The 17,721-nt window shown below is 68.7% G+C and carries 16 protein-coding genes and 1 pseudogene; 7 read left to right on the top strand and 10 right to left on the bottom strand.

Annotated features, from left to right (window positions below):
- The 4 genes and pseudogenes from BM066_RS13245 to BM066_RS13230 form a co-directional block, all read right to left on the bottom strand.
- Positions 1 to 244, bottom strand: a pseudogene (locus BM066_RS13245) (hypothetical protein); the annotation flags it as partial.
- Positions 245 to 344: 100 nt separating this feature from the next.
- On the bottom strand, positions 345 to 2,666 hold the full coding sequence (clpA, locus tag BM066_RS13240; protein ID WP_018113395.1) for an ATP-dependent Clp protease ATP-binding subunit ClpA: 2,322 nt from the start codon (positions 2,664 to 2,666) through the stop codon (positions 345 to 347).
- Between the two features lie 11 nt (positions 2,667 to 2,677).
- Entirely contained in the window at positions 2,678 to 3,007 is a 330-nt protein-coding gene (gene clpS / locus BM066_RS13235) for an ATP-dependent Clp protease adapter ClpS (protein ID WP_007672483.1), read from the bottom strand.
- A gap of 375 nt (positions 3,008 to 3,382) precedes the next feature.
- Positions 3,383 to 4,408: an NADP-dependent oxidoreductase gene (locus BM066_RS13230; RefSeq protein ID WP_029589494.1), complete on the bottom strand. Its 1,026-nt coding sequence runs from the start codon at positions 4,406 to 4,408 to the stop codon at positions 3,383 to 3,385.
- Positions 4,409 to 4,523: 115 nt separating this feature from the next.
- Between BM066_RS13230 and BM066_RS13225 the strand changes: the two genes are divergently transcribed.
- Complete coding sequence (locus BM066_RS13225) at positions 4,524 to 5,444, top strand: Gfo/Idh/MocA family protein (RefSeq protein ID WP_018113398.1); 921 nt, start codon at positions 4,524 to 4,526, stop codon at positions 5,442 to 5,444.
- On the opposite strand, the gene BM066_RS13220 is transcribed toward BM066_RS13225, so the two are convergent.
- Positions 5,441 to 6,412: a quinone oxidoreductase family protein gene (locus tag BM066_RS13220; RefSeq protein WP_018113399.1), complete on the bottom strand. Its 972-nt coding sequence runs from the start codon at positions 6,410 to 6,412 to the stop codon at positions 5,441 to 5,443. The two genes, BM066_RS13225 and BM066_RS13220, sit on opposite strands and share 4 nt — an antisense overlap.
- 89 nt (positions 6,413 to 6,501) lie before the next feature.
- Here BM066_RS13220 and BM066_RS13215 point away from each other — a divergent pair, with 89 nt between their 5' ends.
- Positions 6,502 to 7,365 (top strand): LysR family transcriptional regulator, encoded by an 864-nt coding sequence (locus tag BM066_RS13215; RefSeq protein ID WP_018113400.1) that lies wholly within the window; start codon positions 6,502 to 6,504, stop codon positions 7,363 to 7,365.
- Here the strand turns inward: BM066_RS13215 and BM066_RS13210 are convergent.
- Entirely contained in the window at positions 7,362 to 8,945 is a 1,584-nt protein-coding gene (locus tag BM066_RS13210) for a GH39 family glycosyl hydrolase (protein WP_018113401.1), read from the bottom strand. The two genes, BM066_RS13215 and BM066_RS13210, sit on opposite strands and share 4 nt — an antisense overlap.
- 266 nt (positions 8,946 to 9,211) lie before the next feature.
- Between BM066_RS13210 and ilvD the strand changes: the two genes are divergently transcribed.
- Positions 9,212 to 10,942 (top strand): dihydroxy-acid dehydratase, encoded by a 1,731-nt coding sequence (gene ilvD, locus BM066_RS13205; protein ID WP_018113402.1) that lies wholly within the window; start codon positions 9,212 to 9,214, stop codon positions 10,940 to 10,942.
- Between the two features lie 62 nt (positions 10,943 to 11,004).
- Here the strand turns inward: ilvD and BM066_RS13200 are convergent, their stop codons facing one another.
- The 4 genes from BM066_RS13200 to erpA form a co-directional block, all read right to left on the bottom strand.
- Entirely contained in the window at positions 11,005 to 11,331 is a 327-nt protein-coding gene (locus BM066_RS13200) for a hypothetical protein (RefSeq protein WP_018113403.1), read from the bottom strand.
- Between the two features lie 79 nt (positions 11,332 to 11,410).
- Positions 11,411 to 12,277, bottom strand: coding sequence for an SRPBCC family protein (locus BM066_RS13195; RefSeq protein WP_018113404.1), 867 nt, complete (start codon positions 12,275 to 12,277; stop codon positions 11,411 to 11,413).
- A gap of 44 nt (positions 12,278 to 12,321) precedes the next feature.
- A complete protein-coding gene (gene xth, locus BM066_RS13190) occupies positions 12,322 to 13,110 on the bottom strand; it encodes an exodeoxyribonuclease III (RefSeq protein WP_018113405.1) in 789 nt (262 codons plus the stop codon).
- A gap of 84 nt (positions 13,111 to 13,194) precedes the next feature.
- On the bottom strand, positions 13,195 to 13,527 hold the full coding sequence (gene erpA / locus BM066_RS13185; protein ID WP_018113406.1) for an iron-sulfur cluster insertion protein ErpA: 333 nt from the start codon (positions 13,525 to 13,527) through the stop codon (positions 13,195 to 13,197).
- Between the two features lie 77 nt (positions 13,528 to 13,604).
- Here erpA and BM066_RS13180 point away from each other — a divergent pair, with 77 nt between their 5' ends.
- From BM066_RS13180 to BM066_RS13165, 4 genes are all read left to right on the top strand, one after another.
- On the top strand, positions 13,605 to 14,789 hold the full coding sequence (locus BM066_RS13180; RefSeq protein WP_018113407.1) for a deoxyguanosinetriphosphate triphosphohydrolase: 1,185 nt from the start codon (positions 13,605 to 13,607) through the stop codon (positions 14,787 to 14,789).
- A gap of 129 nt (positions 14,790 to 14,918) precedes the next feature.
- A complete protein-coding gene (locus tag BM066_RS13175; protein ID WP_029589495.1) occupies positions 14,919 to 15,761 on the top strand; it encodes a cell division protein FtsN in 843 nt (280 codons plus the stop codon).
- A gap of 13 nt (positions 15,762 to 15,774) precedes the next feature.
- The gene (gene nagZ, locus BM066_RS13170; RefSeq protein ID WP_018113409.1) at positions 15,775 to 16,800 is read left to right on the top strand and encodes a beta-N-acetylhexosaminidase; all 1,026 of its coding nucleotides are present in this window, start codon (positions 15,775 to 15,777) and stop codon (positions 16,798 to 16,800) included.
- Positions 16,797 to 17,621: a segregation and condensation protein A gene (locus tag BM066_RS13165; RefSeq protein WP_018113410.1), complete on the top strand. Its 825-nt coding sequence runs from the start codon at positions 16,797 to 16,799 to the stop codon at positions 17,619 to 17,621. Before nagZ ends, BM066_RS13165 begins: the two co-directional genes overlap by 4 nt.
- Positions 17,622 to 17,721: the final 100 nt, after the last annotated feature.

The following is a 17,721-nucleotide window of genomic DNA, read 5'->3' as shown; positions in this document are numbered from 1 at the left end:
TCGTCGCCATGTCGATGATGTCGGCCTTCTTCACCATGTCGATGATGTCAGTCTTCGTCGCCATGTCGGCGATGTCGGCCTTCTTCACCGTGTCGGCGATATCGGTTTTCGTCGCCAGGCCACTGATGTCCGGGAAGTGGGCCGCGGACTGCACCAGTTCCACGATCGCCTCCGCCGCGCGCTCTTCCAGCCCCGCGTCGCGGAGGCGTCTGGAGGCGTTGAGGGTATCGAAAGCGACATTCATGTGATCAACCCAGTCGCGTGTTCCTGTTTTGTCCAGCCGTTGTCCGCGAGCTTAAAAAGCAAAAAGGCCCGGATCGCTCCGGGCCCTTCGCTGTTTCGTCCTACTCGGTCAGCGCCGGTTCGGCTTCGTCTTCCTTGGCCGCCTTGCCGGGCTTTTCCGGATTGGGCTCGATCTCGAAGGCGATCTTGCCGTTCTCCAGCACCACCCGGACATGGCCGCCGCGGACTAGGCGTCCGAACAGGATGTCGTCGGCCAGCGGCTTCTTGATGTGCTCCTGGATGACCCGCGCCAGGGGGCGGGCGCCGTAGAGCTCGTCGAAGCCGTTCTTGGCCAGCCAGTCGGCCGCGTCGTCGCTCAGCGAGATCGTCACGTTCCGGTCGGCCAGCTGGACTTCCATCTGCAGGACGAACTTCTGCACGACCTGGCGGATGATCTCCGGGGTCAGCGGCTTGAAGGCCACCACCGCGTCGAGGCGGTTGCGGAACTCCGGCGTGAACAGGCGCTTGAGCGCGGCCTCTTCCTCGCCCTGCACCTTGTCGCGGCCGAAGCCGATCGCCTGGCGCTGGGCGTCCGAAGCCCCGGCGTTGGTGGTCATGATCAGGATCACGTTCCTGAAGTCGACCTTCTTGCCGTTGCTGTCGGTCAGCACCCCGTGGTCCATGACCTGGAGCAGGATGTTGTAGACGTCCGAGTGGGCCTTTTCGATCTCGTCCAGCAGCACCACGGCGTGCGGGTGCTGGTCGACGGCGTCGGTCAGCTGGCCGCCCTGGTCGTAGCCGACATAGCCGGGAGGCGCCCCGATCAGGCGGCTGACGGTGTGGCGCTCCATGTACTCCGACATGTCGAAGCGGATCATCTCGATCCCCAGCGTCGAGGCCAGCTGCTTGGCGGCTTCGGTCTTGCCGACGCCGGTAGGGCCGCTGAACAGGTAGCTGCCGATCGGCTTGTCCGGGTCGCGCAGGCCGGCCCGGGCCAGCTTCATGGCCGAGGACAGCTGCAGCAGCGCCTCGTCCTGGCCGAACACGGCGCGCTTCAGGTCCGCTTCCAGCTCGCGCAGGGACTCGGTGTCGGACTTCGAAACCGACTTGGGCGGGATGCGGGCGATCTTGGCCACGACCGCCTCGATCTCCTTGACGCCCAGGACCTTCTTGCGGCGGCCTTCCGGCAGCAGCATCTGGCCCGCGCCCGCCTCGTCGATCACGTCGATCGCCTTGTCGGGCAGCTTGCGGTCGGTGATGTACTTGGCCGACAGCTCCACCGCCACCTTGAGGGCGTCGTTGGTGTACTTCAGCTTGTGGAAGTCCTCGTAGTAGCTCTTCAGCCCCTTGAGGATCTTGATGGTGTCTTCCACCGTCGGCTCGTTGACGTCGATCTTCTGGAAGCGGCGGACCAGGGCCCGATCCTTCTCGAAGTGCTGACGGAACTCCTTGTAGGTGGTCGAGCCCATGCACCGCAGGGTGCCCGAGGCCAGGGCCGGCTTCAGCAGGTTGGAGGCGTCCATCGCCCCGCCCGAGGTGGCGCCCGCGCCGATCACCGTATGGATCTCGTCGATGAACAGCACCGCGTTGGGGTGGTTCTCCAGCTCCTTGACCACCTGCTTGACGCGTTCCTCGAAGTCGCCGCGATAGCGGGTGCCAGCCAGCAGCGCGCCCATGTCGAGCGAGTAGATGGTGGCTTCCGCCAGGACTTCGGGGACCTGGTGGGTGATGATCTTGCGGGCCAGGCCCTCGGCGATGGCGGTTTTGCCGACGCCGGGCTCGCCCACCAGCAGCGGGTTGTTCTTGGTCCGCCGGCACAGGATCTGGATCGCGCGTTCGACTTCGTTGGCGCGGCCGATCAGCGGGTCGACCTTGCCCTGGCGGGCCTTTTCGTTGAGGTCGACGCAGTAGGCTTCGAGGGCCTCGCCGCCGGTCTTGGCGTTGGGCTTTTCGACGTCTTCCTCGACCGCCGCGCCCTTGGCCGCCTTGGGCTCGGACGCGCCGGCCTTCTTGGCGATGCCGTGGGCGATGAAGTTCACCGCGTCGTAGCGGGTCATGTCCTGCTCTTGCAGGAAGTAGGCGGCGTGGCTCTCGCGTTCGGAGAAGATGGCCACCAGCACGTTGGCGCCGGTCACTTCTTCGCGACCCGAGGACTGCACGTGGATGACCGCGCGCTGGATCACGCGCTGGAAGCCCGCCGTGGGCTTGGCGTCGTCCTCGTCATCGACGACCAGCGAGGCCAGTTCGACGTCGAGATAGTTCACGAGGCTCTTCTTCAGAGCGTTGAGGTCGACATCGCAGGCCCGCATGACGCCGGCCGCGTCGTCGTCGTCGGTGAGCGACAGCAGCAGGTGTTCGAGCGTGGCGTATTCGTGCTTGCGCTGATTGGCGTAAGCGACGGCGCGATGCAGGGATTCTTCAAGAGGACGCGAAAAAGAGGGCAAGGGGAGGCTCCTCAATCCTTTTCCATGGTGCACTGCAGTGGGTGCTGATGCCTGCGCGCCGAGTCGATCACTTGCGCGACCTTGGTCTCGGCAACTTCGTAGGTGAAAACGCCGCAAACGCCGACGCCATGTTGATGAACGTGCAACATGATCCGGGTCGCATCTTCGCGCGACTTGTTGAAGAAACGTTCAAGTACGTAAACGACGAACTCCATAGGGGTGTAGTCGTCATTCAAGATCAGTACGCGATACAGCGAAGGCTTTTGTGTCTTCGGCTTCACTTCCGTGATGACCGAAGAGCCTGCGCCGTTGTTTTGTCCGCCTTGCTTTCGCTCGGCCATTGACCGCTCTCTCCCGGCGGGCCGAACCACCCGCCTTACATGGATTAGATATGGAAACGCGACAGCATTGGAAGAGGCTGCCGCGCCGCTGCGCCGCTTTAACACAGGGGCGCCGCGCAAAGTGGCTTACCGCCTGGGATAGCGGCGATGGGGACAGGTTGGTTGCCTGGGGTGAGGCGGGGAGATGGGGGTGGTTTTGGCGGTGCGCAAGGGGGGAGGAGGGCGACTCAGTGGAGCTTGGGGCGGTGAGCGCTTGCCCCTCCGCGCCTACGGCGCTCCTCCCCCATTGGGGGAAGAGCCTCGTGCTTTCGGCTCCGCCCCCAATGGGGGCGGACAGACCGCGAAGCGGTCAGGTGGGGGCAAGTGGGTGTGATCTCACCCCAGCTTCACCAGCATCTTCCCAAGGTTCTCGCCCTTGAACAGTTTGATGAACGCGTCCGGCGCCCGTTCGACGCCGTCCTCGATCGTCTCGTTCCACTTGATCTGGCCGGCGCCGATCCAGCCGGCCATGTCCTTGAGGAATTGCGGCGCCAGATCGTAGTGGTTGGAGACGATGAAGCCCTCCAGCCGCAGGCTCTTGCCCACCGCCTGGATGATGTTGGCCGGACCGGTCAGCTTTCCGGTCTCGTTGTATTGCGAGATCATGCCGCACAGGGCGAAGCGGGCGAACGGGCGGGCCGAGTTCAGGGCGGCCTCCAGGTGCACGCCGCCGACGTTCTCGAAATAGACGTCGATGCCCTTGGGCGCGACTTTCTCCAGTTCGGCGACCACGTCGGGCGTGGCCTTGTAGTCGATGACGTGGTCGACGCCGATGCTCTTGAGGAAGGCGACCTTCTCGGGTCCGCCGGCCGAGCCGATCACCGTGTGGCCCTTCAGCTTGGCGATCTGGCAGACCACCTGGCCCACCGCGCCGGCCGCGGCCGAGACGAAGACCACGTCGCCGTCCTTGAGCGCGGCGATCCGCAACAGGCCGACATAGGCGGTCAGGCCCGGCATGCCGGCCACGCCCAAGAAGGTCTGGGGCGGCAGGCCGTGGGTGTCGATCCGGGTCACCGCCCCCATCCCGCCGGCGGCCAGCGCCTTGGGCGAGACGTTGAAGACCTCGCGCCAGCCGAACATGGTCGAGACGATATCGCCCGGCTTGAAGTCCGGATCGTTCGACTCCGTCACCTCGCCGATCGCCCCGCCCTGCAGCGCCTTGCCCAGCTCGAACGGCGGGACATAGCTCTTCCGGTCGGTCATCCGGCCGCGCATGTAGGGGTCGACCGACATCCACAGGTTCCGGACCTGGATCTCGCCGTCGCCGGGCGCGCCGACCTCGACGCTGGCCAGTTCGAAGTTGTCGTGTACGGGAACGCCTACCGGGCGGCTCTTCAGACGGATTTCGCGCGATGTGACCATGGCCATTTCTCCCGAACCTCGTAATCGAGGCCTGTTGTTCAAACGAACGTTTAACCCCGTCTTGGCCGCGCCTCCAGTACCTTCCCGCGCGAAAGCGAACACGATAGACAGCGGCATGACCCAAGATGTTCTCAGGGCCGGCGTCGTCGGCGCCGGCGTGTTCGGCGGCTACCACGCCAAGAAGTACGCCGAGCTGGACGGCGTTGTGCTGACGGCGGTGTTCGACATCGACCTTGCGCGGGCCCAGGCCCTGGCCGAATCCCTGGGCGCGCAGGCCTTCGACGACATGGCCGCCTTCCTGGACGCCGTCGACGTGGTCACCGTCGCCACGCCCGCCGTGCATCACGCCAAGGCCGGCCTGGCGGCGCTGAAGGCCGGCAAGCCGGTCTATTCGGAAAAGCCCCTGGCGGTGACGCCGGACGACGCCGACGCCCTGGTCGTGGCCGCCGCCAAGGCCGGCGCGCCGCTGGCTTGCGGTCATCAGGAGCGCGTGGTGTTCCAGGCCATGGGCCTGCTGGACATTCCCGAGCAGCCGTTGCGCCTGGAAGCCGTTCGCCGCGGCACGCCGTCGGACCGCAATCTCGACGTCTCGGTGGTGCTGGACCTGATGATCCACGACATCGACCTGGCCCTGGCCTTATGCGACGGCGAGCCGGTGGCGGTGGAAGGCGAAGGGGCGATCACCCGCTCGACGTCCCTGGACTGGGTGAAGGCCGAAGCCACCTTCGACAACGGCTTCACGGCCGTGTTCGACAGCTCGCGCGTGGCCGAGGCCCGCGAGCGGACCATGAGGGTGGTCTATCCGTCGGGCGAGGTCGAGATCGACTTCCTGGCCCGCACCTTCCGCAACACCACCCCGTTTCCGTTGATCGAGGACTTCACCGAGACCCCGGCCGGCAAGGACCCCCTGGGCCAGAGCGTCGCCGGCTTCCTGAAAGCCGTGCGCGGCGAGGCCCCGCGACCGGTGGTGACCGGCGAGGAAGCGGCGCGGGCGCTGGACCTGGGGCTGGCCGTGGAGCAGGCGGCGGGCGGCTAGGGGATCAGCAGCAGGCTGCCGGTCGTGCGCCCCGCCTCCAGGTCCGCCTGGGCCTTGCCGGCGTCCTCCAGCGCATAGGACCCGCCGATCTCGACGGTCAGATCCCCCCGCTCGAGCGCGCCCAGCAGGTCGGCGGCCGCCGACCGGTAGCGGGGAACGTCCGCGACATAGGCCATCACGCTGGGGCGCCAGAGGGCCAGGGCGCGCTTGCTCAGATCCGTGACCAGGACAGGCGGCGCGGCGCCGGCCGCCTGGCCGACATTGACCACCATGCCGAAGGGCGTGACGGCGTCGAAAGTCTTGCGCAGGTACGCGCCGCCCAGGCCGTCATAGGCGACGTCGACGCCCCGGCCGTCCGTCAGGTCCAGGGTCTGGGCGACGAAGTCGGCGTCGCGGCCGATGATGACATGCGCGGCGCCCGCCTCGCGCGCCACCCGGGCCTTGGCCTCGGAACTCGCCGTGCCGATGACCGTGAGATCCAGCCGTGCGGCCCAACGAGTCAGCAACTGGCCCAATCCTCCCGCGGCGGCGTGCACCAGGAGAGTCGAACCTGGCGCCGGCGGACGCGGGCCGCGCAACAGCATCTGAACTGTCAGCCCGCGCAGCATGGCGCCCGCCGCGAGGCGCGTATCGACGCCGTCGGGCAGCTTGGTGGCGCGCGTGGCCGGCAAGTTCCGGACCTCGGCGTAGCCGCCCAATGGCGCGCCGGCATAGGCGATGCGGTCGCCGACCGCGACGTCCTCGACGCCGGTGCCGACCGCTTCCACGACGCCCGCGCCCTCGACCCCCAGCACGCCCGGCAGGGGGAGAGGGTAGAGGCCGGTGCGGTAGTAGACGTCGATGAAGTTGACGCCAGCCGCGTGGTGGCGAACTCGCAATTCCCCGTCGCCGGGGGGCGGGAGCGGGCGGCGGGTCAACTGAAGCTGGTCGACGCCGCCCGGAGCGACAAGTTCGATGCTGCGGATCATGGGGGCTCTCCTTCGGCCCCCATGTGCACACGAAGGCGATGCTCCGAAAATTCCGTGAGATCGCAAACCTAATGTGCAAAAATGCACGGATGGATTGGGAAGATCTTCGCCATCTCGCCGCCGTCGGCCGACTGGGGTCGCTCTCTGGCGCGGCTCGCGCCCTGGGTGTCGACCACGCCACGGTTGGCCGGCGGGTCGCCGCCCTGGAAGCGCGCACCGGCTTGCGCCTGCTGGAACGCCGCGGCCGCGGCACGGCCCTGACCCAGGCCGGTGAACGGGTCGCGGCCCTGGCCTTCGACATGGAGGATCGGGTCCTGGCCGTCGAGCGCCTGGTCCAGGCCGAGCGCCAGCCGCCGACGGTCGAGGTGGTGGTCAGCGCTCCGCCGTCCCTGGCGATGTTCGTGCTGGCCAGCAGCTTGATCGTCCTGCGCCGGGAGCAGCCGTCGATCACCGTCACCCTGCGCGGCGAGGCGTCCCTGGTGTCGCTGACCCGGCGCGAGGCTGACCTGACCCTGCGCCTGCAGGCTCCGGAGGAGCCAACCAGCGTGGCGCGCAAGGTGGGTGAGATGGCCTACGGACTCTACGCCGCCCCCGACTACCCGCATGGGCCCGATGGCGATTGGTCCCTGGTCAGCTACGACGCCGAGATGGACCGCCTGCCGCAGCAGGAATGGCTGCGAGCCTTCGCGGCCGGACGGCCGGTCAGCTTCCGCAGCAACGACATGGCCATCCTGCAGCCGGCGGCGCGAGCCGGTCTGGGCGTGGCGCTGCTGCCTTGCTTCATGGCCGACGCCGACCCGGGGCTGCGACGCTGGTCAAGCGCCGCGCCGCCCCGTCGCGGCTTGTGGCTGGCCATGCACGAGGATCTGCGCCGGCTGGCGGCGGTGCGGGTGGTCGGGGACCACCTGGCGACCGTGATCCACCAGCAACGCAACCGCCTGCTGGGCCTCTAGCGCGGCGCCACCTTGACCAGCACCACGTCGTTGGCCCGCATGGTCACCGCCACGCTGGTCGCGCCGGTCTTGCCGACGGTCAGGGCCCGCGTCTCGGGCTTGTCCGTCGTCAGGGCGTTCAGGTCACGCACCTGCTGGTCGGTCAGGGTCTTGGGCGCGCCGAGCTCCAGATAGGCGGTGTAGGCGTCGTTGGCCTTGAAGCCGGTGCGGAAGATCTGGACGTTGTAGCGGCCGGGCTTGAGGCCCTTCAGGTCCAAGCTGACGGGTTCGACGTCGTGGGTGGGCTGGACCTTGCCGTAATAGGGTCGGTTGCTGACGGGCTGCACGGGTTGCCGGAAGGCCCAGACCAAGGCTTGGACGCCCCCCTTGTCGGCGGTGACCCAGCTTTCCGCGTCGGCGACCTTCACCGCCTTGTCGCCCAGCTGGTTCAGGTACTTGTAGGCGAACCAGGCCGGCTTGCGGATCCCTTGTGGGTTCATCAGGCCAAAGCCGCCCTCGAACGGCTTGGTGGGCGGGCCGGGCTCCTCGAACAGATCGCTGAAGGTCCAGTAGCTCATGCCTTGCGCCAGGCCCTCGGTGGCCTTCAGCTTGGACAGGATGTAGGGCGCGCTGACATAGGAGTCGTGCACCAGGTCGCGCGGCGTGTAGCTGGTGCTCCATTCGGTGAAATAAAGCGGCAGACCCGGCTTGGACGAGGCCTCGATCTCCTGGCGCACCCGGCGGACGTCGCCGACGATCGCGTCCGGCGAGGGCGACAGCTTGGTGTCCTGCTGACCTTTCTCGTCCAGGAACCCGCCGTCGACGCCGTAGGTGTGAGTGGCGATGAAATCGATCGCCGCGCCGGAGCTCTCGGCGTGCTTGATGAACTCGGGTGTCCAGGCTGCGCCGGCCGTCGCGGGGCCGCCGACCTTCAGCGCCGGGTCGATGGCCTTGATGGTCCGGGCGGTGTTGTCATAGAGCTCGAAATAGGCCTTCTGATCGGCCTTTTCCCAGAAGCCGTCCAGGTTCGGCTCGTTCCAGACCTCGAAGTACCAGGACCGCACCTCGGCCTCGCCGTAGCGCTGCTGGCAGTGTCGCACGAAAGCATCGACCAGGGCCGCCCACTGCTTGGGGTCAGGATGCGAGGTGTTGCCTTTCCAGTAGAAGATCGTCTGGTTGGAGGTCTTCATCGCGTCCGGCGTGAAGCCCAGTTCGACGAACGGCTTGACGCCCATCTTCAGCAGGCGGTCGTAGAGTTCGTCGATCTTGGTCCAGTCGTAGACCGGCTTGCCGTCGACGACGCGATAGGTCCCCAGCACGTCATGGAAGATGGCGTGGAAGCGGACATAGCGGAACCCAAGCTCGTCGCGGGCGGTCTTCATCTGGGCCAGGCTGTCGTCGCGCAGCAGGGTGCCCGGATAGTCCGACCCCACCGACAGGTCGTAGAAGCGGTCGCGCGGCGTCGTCGGGGCCTTGGCGTCGATGGCGATATGGCGGACGGCCGGCTTGGCCTGAGCGAAGGCGGATCCCGCCAGAAGTCCCGCCACGGCCGAGGCCAGGAGCGCGCTTTGGAGCAAGGTCCTGGTGGATTTGGTGATCATGGCGACGGGTCCCTTCCTGCAACGATCCGCTCTCGTGACTGGAGCGGTGCTTCTGGGACCGGTACCATCATTTGTGCGCCATCGTACAGCCCGTCCGGGGATCGGAGGGGAAGGGTGCGATCGTGCGCGGCGGCCGCGCTTTCGCGAACCGTTCGCAATGAAACGCGCGCCGAGCGCCCTGTAGCCGGCAAAAACTCGGCGTCCAACCCTTCCGTCGCGCCGTCAGCTGAGCTAACCACGGCGCACGATTTGGAAGGCGTACTCTCATGACCAAGAAACCCGACGGCACCTGGGACAAGTCGCAGCTCCCGAGCCGGCATGTAACCGAAGGGCCGGCCCGCGCGCCGCACCGCTCGTATTACTACGCCATGGGCCTTGGCACCCGCGAGATCGCCCAGCCGTTCGTGGGCGTGGCCTCGTGCTGGAACGAGGCGGCGCCATGCAACACCGCCCTGATGCGCCAGGCCCATGCCGCCTCGCAGGGGGTCAAGGCGGCCGGCGGCACGCCGCGCGAGTTCTGCACCATCACCGTCACCGACGGCATCGCCATGGGCCACGAGGGCATGCGCAGCTCGCTGGTCAGCCGCGACGTGATCGCCGATTCCGTCGAGCTGACCATGCGCGGCCACGGCTATGACGCCCTGGTCGGCATCGCCGGCTGCGACAAGAGCCTACCGGGCATGATGATGGCCATGCTGCGCCTGAACGTGCCGTCGGTGTTCCTGTACGGCGGCTCGATCTTGCCGGGCCGTTTCCATGGTCGCGACATCACCGTCATGGATGTGTTCGAGGGCGTCGGCGCCCATGCGGCCGGGACCATGGACGCCAAGACCTTGTGCGAGCTGGAGCAGCACGCCTGTCCGTCGGACGGCGCCTGCGGCGGCCAGTTCACGGCCAACACCATGGCCTGCGTGTCCGAAGCCATCGGCCTGGCCCTGCCGCTGTCGTCGGCTCTGCCGGCCCCGTACCTGGACCGCGACCAGTACGCCGTCGCCTCGGGCGAGGCGGTGATGCGGCTGATCGAGCAGAACATCCGTCCGCGCGACATCTGCACCCGCAAGGCGTTCGAGAACGCCGCGGTGGTCGTGGCGGCCACCGGGGGCTCGACCAATGGCGCCCTGCACCTGCCGGCCATGGCCCACGAGTGCGGCATCGAGTTCACCCTGAAGGACGTGGCCGAGATCGCCGCCCGCACGCCCTACATCGCCGACCTGAAGCCCGGCGGCCGCTACGTGGCCAAGGACATGGGCGAGGCTGGCGGCGTGCCGATGCTGCTGCGCACCCTGCTGGACGCCGGCCTGCTGCACGGGGATGTCATGACCGTCACCGGCAAGACCCTGGCCGAAAACCTGGCCGACGTGGTCTGGCGCGACGACCAGGACGTGATCCGCCCGGTCTCCAACCCGCTGTCGCCGACCGGCGGCGTGGTGGGCCTGTGGGGCTCGCTGGCCCCCGAGGGCGGCATCGTCAAGGTGGCTGGCCTCAAGCACCAGGTGCACCGCGGCCCGGCTCGGGTGTTCGACGGCGAGGCCGCCTGCTTCGAGGCCGTGTCGAACCGCGACTACAAGGAAGGCGACGTCCTGGTCATCCGCTATGAAGGCCCCAAGGGCGGGCCGGGCATGCGGGAGATGCTGTCGACCACCGCCGCCATCTATGGCCAGGGCGTGGAGAACATCGCCCTGATCACCGACGGCCGCTTCTCGGGCGCCACGCGCGGCCTGTGCATTGGCCACGTGGGACCGGAAGCCGCCGTGGGCGGCCCGATCGCCCTGGTCCAGGACGGCGACATCATCAGCATCGACGCCACCAAGGGCACGATCGACCTGGAGGTCGAGGCCGACGAACTGGCGCGCCGCAAGGCCGCCTGGAAGCCGCGCGGCCACGACTACAACAGCGGCGCGATCTGGAAGTTCGCCCAGCTGGTGGGCCCGGCCTATCTCGGCGCGACCACCCATCCGGGCGCGGCGAAAGAGACCCACGTGTACGCCGACATCTGACGGCGAGGCTCAGGGATCGAGGAGAGGGCCGGGCGGATTGTCCGGCCCTTTTTCCTTGGGCCCTACTTCTTGATCTTCTTGAAGTCCTTGTAGAACAGGTCTTCCGGCGGGCGATCCTCCGGCGCGGGGGCGCGGAAGTCGTTGGGGCGCAGCAGGCCCTGGTCGAACATCGTGCGCCGCCGCTCCACCGCCGCCGCGGCGCGGGCCGAGGCGCTCAGTCGGACCGGGACGATCACGCCGCGATCGCGGTCCAGCCAGGCGGCGGCCTCTTGGGGGCTGACCACGCCGTCGCGATCGGTGTCGGCGGGCGTCAGGGCCAGCGGCCGGGGCGCGGCCAGGGCCGGCGCGGAGCAGCAGACGGCGAGGGCGGCGGCGAGAACCAGGCGCATCGATCGGGGACTCCGCAAGGCTTGCCAGGCAAGCCGACAAGGCATTTGGGCCGTCAAACGCGCGGGGAGTCAAACGCGATCAGTCGTCCAGGTCGAAAGGCAGCTCGTCCTGGTCGTCCTTGGGCGGGCGGGCCGCCTTGGAGACCGGCTTGTAGGGTTTTTCGGGAATCGACGGCGGATCGTCGTCGAGGTCGTCGTCCGCCTCCCAAGGCGCGTCCAGCGGATCGGCGGTGGTGTCGATCTCGTCGAACAGCGGGGCGGTGGCGGCCGGGCGGGCCTGCGGCGCGGCGCTGACCGTCTCCAGGGCGGGCGTGTAGGGCTTCGGCGCCCGGGCGACCTCGGGCTCGGCGACGGGCGGGCGCGTCTGGATGGCCGGCTCGGCCGAGGGGGAGGGCGGCGGCGCGGGCCTGGCCTTAGGGGCCAGCGGGCGGCGGACGATGGCGTCGGCGCGCAGCAGCCAGCGGTTGGCCTCCTGGATGGCGTCGGCGGGCGAGCGGCTCTCGCGGCGCTGCTGGTCGCCCTCCAGCCAGACATCCAACTCGAAATCGGGATGGCGTGGATCGTCGAAGATCAGCTTCAGGGTCACCTGGGCGGCCTGCTGGACGATCTGGTCGATGGCCCGGCGCTGTTCGCCGCGGAACACCCGGCCGATCACCTGGCCGTCGACCGACAACTCGGCGCCCATCAGCTCGTCGATGCGGTAGATCAGGCACCAGGCGCCGCTGTCCCAGGCCACGGCGGCCTGGTTGGTGGTGAAGTTGAAGCCCGCGCCCCGGCCGCGCCCCTTGGCGACGATCACGGTCTCCGGCGCGCCCTTGAGCACGTGGCGCAGGGCGCGGCGGATCCGGCGCTCCTCGTCCATGAACCAGATGGCGGCGCTGCCCACGAAGGTCACCGCGGAGGCCGACAAGGTCACGAGCAGCAAGAGACGCCAAAGTTCGCTCATAGGGATCAGGCTAGCGGGAGTCCCTGATTTCGAACAGACGGGGTTTAGAGGTTGAGCTCGGCCACCACCGGCACATGGTCCGAGGGCTTTTCCTTGTCGCGTTCGTCGCGGTGGATCGTCACCCCGGCCAGCCGGTCGGCCGCCTGGGGCGACAGCAGCAGGTGGTCGATGCGGATGCCCAGGTTCCGCGGCCAGGCGCCGGCCTGGTAGTCCCAGAAGGTGTAGCCGCCCGGCGCGCCGTCGACCTGCATGTAGGCGTCGGTGAACCCCAGGTTCTTCAGGGCCCGGAACGCGCCGCGGCTCTCGGGCTGGAACAGGGCGTCGCCCAGCCAGGCCTCGGGATTGGCCACGTCCTGCGCCTCGGGGATGACGTTGTAGTCGCCGGCGATGACCAGCGGCTCCTCCAGGGCCAGCAGGCCCTGGGCATGGGCGTGCAGGCGCTTCATCCAGGCCAGCTTGTAGGCGAACTTCTCGGTGCCGATCGGATTGCCGTTGGGCAGGTAGATGCCGACCATCCGGAACGGCGTCGGCGCGCCGATCACCGCCTCGATGTAGCGCGACTGCTCGTCGACCTCGCCGTCATGCAGGACGGGCAGGCCCTTGCGCACGTCCTCCAGCGGGTGCTTGGAGAGCATGGCCACGCCGTTGTAGGTCTTCTGGCCGTGGACGGCGACGTTGTAGCCCAGGCGCTCGAAGGCCTCGGTCGGGAACTTCTCGTCCAGGCACTTGATCTCCTGCAGCACGGCCACGTCGGGCGCGGCCGATTCGAACCACTCCAGGACTCGATCCAGGCGGGCGTTGACGGAATTGACGTTCCAGGTGGCGATGCGCATCGAGGGCTCCAGTCGGCGGCGGGAGGCTAGGGCCCATGGGCGGCGCGCTCAAGTCGCGGCTTTGGATTTGGTGAGGTCGGGCGCCTAGATCGAGAAGCTGACGCCGCAGCCGCAGCTGGACTTGGCGTTGGGGTTGCGCACCCGGAACTCGGCGCCGGCCAGTTCGTCGACGAAGTCGATCTCCGAACCCTTCAGCAGGGCCAGGGAGATCACGTCGACCAGGGCCGCGGCCCCGTCGCGTTCCACCTTCAGGTCGTCGGGCTGCGCGCTGTCGACTAGGTCGAACCGGTACTGGAAGCCCGAGCAGCCGCCGCCGTCGACGGCGACGCGCAGCATCACCGGATGGCCCTCGGCCTCCGAGATCGTGTGGAGCCGGCGGGCGGCGTTCGGAGAAAGCGTTACGGCGGTGTCGGTCATGGCTGTGGAAAATCCATACTTCGCCTATATGAGGGCCTGCGCGCCTCAGGGAAAGGGGCGATCAGCAAAGGCCTTCCATGTCGTCGTCTCCCTTCTACGTCCAGCGCGCCCCCTACGCCGAGGATCCGGCCCGGTCCCTGGGGCGTCGTTTCAAGGAAGAGGAGAGCCGTACGCGCACCCCCTTCGCCCGCGACCGCGACCGCATCATCCACACCTCGGCCTTCCGCCGCCTGAAGGAAAAGACCCAGGTGTTCGTCGCCCACGAGGGCGACAACTTCCGCACCCGCCTGACCCATTCGCTGGAAGTGGCGCAAGTGGCGCGCTCGCTGGCGACCGCGTTGGGGCTGGATAGCGACCTGGCCGAGACCATCGCCCTCGGCCACGACATCGGCCACCCGCCGTTCGGTCACGCCGGCGAGGACGAGCTGCAGTCGTGCATGAAGGCGTATGGCGGCTTCGACCACAATGTCCAGACCTTCCGCGTCGTCACCGAGCTGGAGCGGCGCTATCCGGACTTCAACGGCCTGAACCTGACCTGGGAGACCCTGGAGGGGATCATCAAGCACAACGGCCCGGTGACTGAGAAGCTGGGCAAACCGTCGTGGAAGGCGATCTCCAAGTACGACAGCGAATACAAGCTGGGCCTGAACACCTGGGCTTCGGCCGAGGCCCAGGTCGCGGCCCTGGCCGACGACATCGCCTACAACAACCACGACATCGACGACGGGGTCGAGGCGGGGCTGTTCACCCTGGATGAGCTGATGGACGTGCCGCTGATCGGCCCGATCCTGGCCGCCGTGCGTAGCGAGCGCCCGGACCTGGACCCGCGCCTGACCCGGCTGGAAGCGGTGCGGCGGATGATCGGCGCGATGGTCGACGACGTCATGGGCGAGACCCTGCAACGGGCGGCCGCCACCGGCGTGCAGTCGGCCCAGGACGTCCGCGCCCTGGATCACGCCCTGGTCGCCTTCTCGCCGGACATGGCCGAGGACCTGGCCCGGCTGCGCCAGTTCCTGCACGCCCGGATGTACCGCCACTGGCGCGTCAACCGCACGCGAAGCCAGGCGCGCCGCATTCTCGCCGAGATGTTCAACCTCTTCTTGGCCGAGCCCGACGTCCTGCCGTCGGAATGGTTCGCCCGGTCGCAGAATCGCGACGAGGCCGGCCGCGCCCGCGTCGTGTGCGACTACATCGCGGGCATGACCGACCGGTTCGCCATCGAGGAACATCGCAAGCTGTTTCAGCTGGACGTCTGGAACTAGCGCGCGAAAGCGGAACGGCGACGTTCACGAGCGGTTCTGGGCAGGCCCGGGCTCCGATAAACTATGTCGGCGCGCGTCCGATTCGCTGTGAGCGATCCCGCGCGCATGAAGTCTGGAGCCTCGACGCGAATGTCCGATCCCCACCGCGGCGCCTATACGCCGCCCACCGATGCGCCGCTTTCATTCGACGCGCGTCAACCTGTTCGCGGCTCGCGGCCCCTGCCCATGACCCTGATCCTCAGCGCGGTGGTCCTGGCCACCCTGGTGGTCGCCGTGCTGCTGATCTATCGCGGCGGCGTGCGCGGCCCCAACGAGCCGCCGCGCACCGTTGGCGAGCCGGTCGCCCAGATGAAGGCCGCGCCGCCGGCCGACGCCGCCCAGCCGGCCGATCCGGCCTCGGGCCTGCAGATCTACAAGAGCGAGACCCCCGAGGCCTCGCCGACCTTCGCCGCCAAGCCGGAAGAGCCGCTGGCCCGGCCGGCCGCGCCGCCGCCGACCGCCCCGGTCCAGACCGCCACCCTGCAGCCGGCCAAGCCGGCGCCGACCGGTCCCAGCGCGCCGGTTTCGGCCGCGCCGACCGCCAAGCCTGCGGCCCAGGCCGCCATCAAGCCCGCGCCCAGCATCGAAGGCCTGGCCACCGCCGCCGTCTCGCCCCGCGCCGCGACCCCGGCCGCGCCCAAGCCGGTCGCGACCAAGCCCGCCGCCGCGCCGGCCGCGACCGCTTCCGCCGGCGGCCCGGCCAGCGTGCAGATCGGCGCCCTGTCCTCGACCGCCCTGGCCGACAAGGCCTGGTCCGACGCCGCCCGCATCGCGCCGGGCATGGCCGCGGGCAAGGGCAAGCGGGTCGAGGCGATCGACAAGAACGGCACGACCCTCTACCGCACGGCCGTGACCGGCTTCGCCAGCCGCGCCGAGGCCAAGGCCTTCTGCGACGCGCTGAGCGCCGCCGGCAAGTCCTGCTTCGTGAAGTAGGGGAAGAGGGCGCATGGCCAGCATTTCCGCCGCCATCCTCGGCTGCGCCGGGACCACTCTGACGGCGGAGGAGGCCGCGTTCTTCCGGGACGTGAAGCCGTGGGGCTTCATCCTGTTCAAGCGCAACATCGCCGACCCGAACCAGGTCCGGGCCCTGACGGCGGCGTTGCGCGCGACGGTGGGGCGTGCCGACGCCCCGATCTTGATCGACCAGGAGGGCGGCCGCGTCGCCCGCCTGGGCGCCCCGCACTGGAAAAGGTATCCGCCCGGCCGCGCCTATGGCGAACTGGTCGCCAACGACCCGCTGGTCGCCCGCGAGATCACCCGCCTGGGCGCTCGCCTGATCGCCCACGACCTGCTCGACCTGGGCGTCAATGTCGACTGCGTGCCGGTGCTGGACGTGCCGGATCCGCAAGGCCACGAGATCATCGGCGACCGGGCCTATGGCGACACCCCGCAGCAGGTGGCGACCCTGGGCCGGGCGGCGGCCGAGGGCCTGCTGGCCGGCGGCGTCCTGCCGATCATCAAGCACATCCCCGGCCACGGCCGCGCCATGGCCGACAGCCACCTGGAGCTGCCGGTGGTCAAGGCCAAGCTGGCCGAACTGGACGCCCGGGACTTCGCCCCGTTCCGGGTGCTGTCGGACATGCCCATGGCGATGACCGCCCACGTTGTCTACACGGCCATCGACCGGTCCCGTCCGGCGACGACCTCGAAGAAGGCGATCAAAAAGATCATTCGAGAGTCCATCGGCTTCGACGGCCTTCTGATGAGCGACGACCTGTCGATGAAGGCGCTGTCGGGCGACTTCCGGCAGCGCGCCAAGGACAGCCTGGCCGCCGGCTGCGACGTGGTCCTGCACTGCAACGGCGACATGGCCGAGATGAAGGCGGTGATGTCGGGCGTCGGCAAGCTGTCGCGCGAGGCCCGGCGCCGGGTCCAGGCGGTCATGGGGCGCCTTGTGAAGGTCCCCGAGCCGCTGGATGTGGCCGAGGCCCGCGCCCGCTTCGACGCGGCCTTCGACGGACGCTTTGCGTGAGCACGGGCTTCCAGCCCACGCTCGACTTCGAGGCCGCCCATGCGGCGGCCGAGGACGGCGCGGCGCTGGTCATCGACATCGACGGCTACGAAGGCCCGCTGCACGTGCTGCTGGCCCTGGCGCGCAGCCAGAAGGTCGACCTGCTGCAGCTGTCGATCACCAGGCTGGCCGAGCAGTACCTGGCCTTCGTGCAGCAGGCGCGCCGCGTGCGCTTCTCGCTGGCCGCCGACTATCTGGTGATGGCCGCCTGGCTGGCCTATCTGAAGTCGCGCCTGCTGCTGCCCAAGCCCGAGCGCCCCAAGGCGGAGGAGCCGCCGGCCGAGGAGATGGCCGCCCAGCTGGCTTTCCGCCTGGCCAAGCTGGACGTGATGCGCAAGGCCGTCGAGGCCCTGAAGGAGCGCCCGATCCTCAAGCGCGACGTGTTCATGCGCGGCGATCCGGAAGCGGTGAAGATCGTCTCGTCGACCCGCTTCGAGGGCGACCTCTACGCCCTGATGACCGCCTACATCACCCAGCGCAAGCGCGAGCATGGCCGCCACTACGCCCCGCGCCCGCCCCAGGCCTATCCGCTGGAGGACGCCCGCGACCGCCTGCGCGACCTGCTGCCGGAGATGAAGGACTGGACTACCCTGTCGGGCGTCGCGCCGGTCGAGCGCTGGGAAGAGGACCCCGACGGCCCCAGCCCGGCCAGCTACCTGGCCTCGACCCTGTCGGCCAGCCTGGAGCTGGTGAAGGAGGGGATCCTGGAGGCGCGGCAGATGGAGCATTTCTCGGACATCTACCTGCGCACGCGGGCCGAGCCGCTGGAGCCGATCATTTGATGCCCGCGTCAAACGAGGGTTGTCATCCCGGACGAGCGCGTAGCGCGAAGATCCGGGACCGACGCGTGAACGCAGGCGCTTCCAGCGATCCCGGATCTGC

Origin of the sequence: Caulobacter sp. UNC279MFTsu5.1, assembly GCF_900114015.1 — a bacterium.
Classification (GTDB): domain Bacteria; phylum Pseudomonadota; class Alphaproteobacteria; order Caulobacterales; family Caulobacteraceae; genus Caulobacter.
The sequence above is the reverse complement of the archived record's forward strand: the minus strand, read 5'-3'. Positions and strand labels throughout refer to the sequence as shown.

Excerpts from the sequence above, each read along its gene's own strand:
- erpA (WP_018113406.1), bottom strand. The coding sequence starts at position 13,527 with ATGACCGACACCGCCGTAACGCTTTCTCCGAACGCCGCCCGCCGGCTC.
- BM066_RS13195 (WP_018113404.1), bottom strand. The coding sequence starts at position 12,277 with ATGAGCGAACTTTGGCGTCTCTTGCTGCTCGTGACCTTGTCGGCCTCC.
- BM066_RS13200 (WP_018113403.1), bottom strand. The coding sequence starts at position 11,331 with ATGCGCCTGGTTCTCGCCGCCGCCCTCGCCGTCTGCTGCTCCGCGCCG.
- ilvD (WP_018113402.1), top strand. The coding sequence starts at position 9,212 with ATGACCAAGAAACCCGACGGCACCTGGGACAAGTCGCAGCTCCCGAGC.
- nagZ (WP_018113409.1), top strand. The coding sequence starts at position 15,775 with ATGGCCAGCATTTCCGCCGCCATCCTCGGCTGCGCCGGGACCACTCTG.
- clpS (WP_007672483.1), bottom strand. The coding sequence starts at position 3,007 with ATGGCCGAGCGAAAGCAAGGCGGACAAAACAACGGCGCAGGCTCTTCG.
- BM066_RS13230 (WP_029589494.1), bottom strand. The coding sequence starts at position 4,408 with ATGGTCACATCGCGCGAAATCCGTCTGAAGAGCCGCCCGGTAGGCGTT.
- BM066_RS13180 (WP_018113407.1), top strand. The coding sequence starts at position 13,605 with ATGTCGTCGTCTCCCTTCTACGTCCAGCGCGCCCCCTACGCCGAGGAT.
- BM066_RS13225 (WP_018113398.1), top strand. The coding sequence starts at position 4,524 with ATGACCCAAGATGTTCTCAGGGCCGGCGTCGTCGGCGCCGGCGTGTTC.
- BM066_RS13175 (WP_029589495.1), top strand. The coding sequence starts at position 14,919 with ATGTCCGATCCCCACCGCGGCGCCTATACGCCGCCCACCGATGCGCCG.
- BM066_RS13210 (WP_018113401.1), bottom strand. The coding sequence starts at position 8,945 with ATGATCACCAAATCCACCAGGACCTTGCTCCAAAGCGCGCTCCTGGCC.
- BM066_RS13220 (WP_018113399.1), bottom strand. The coding sequence starts at position 6,412 with ATGATCCGCAGCATCGAACTTGTCGCTCCGGGCGGCGTCGACCAGCTT.
- BM066_RS13215 (WP_018113400.1), top strand. The coding sequence starts at position 6,502 with ATGGATTGGGAAGATCTTCGCCATCTCGCCGCCGTCGGCCGACTGGGG.
- xth (WP_018113405.1), bottom strand. The coding sequence starts at position 13,110 with ATGCGCATCGCCACCTGGAACGTCAATTCCGTCAACGCCCGCCTGGAT.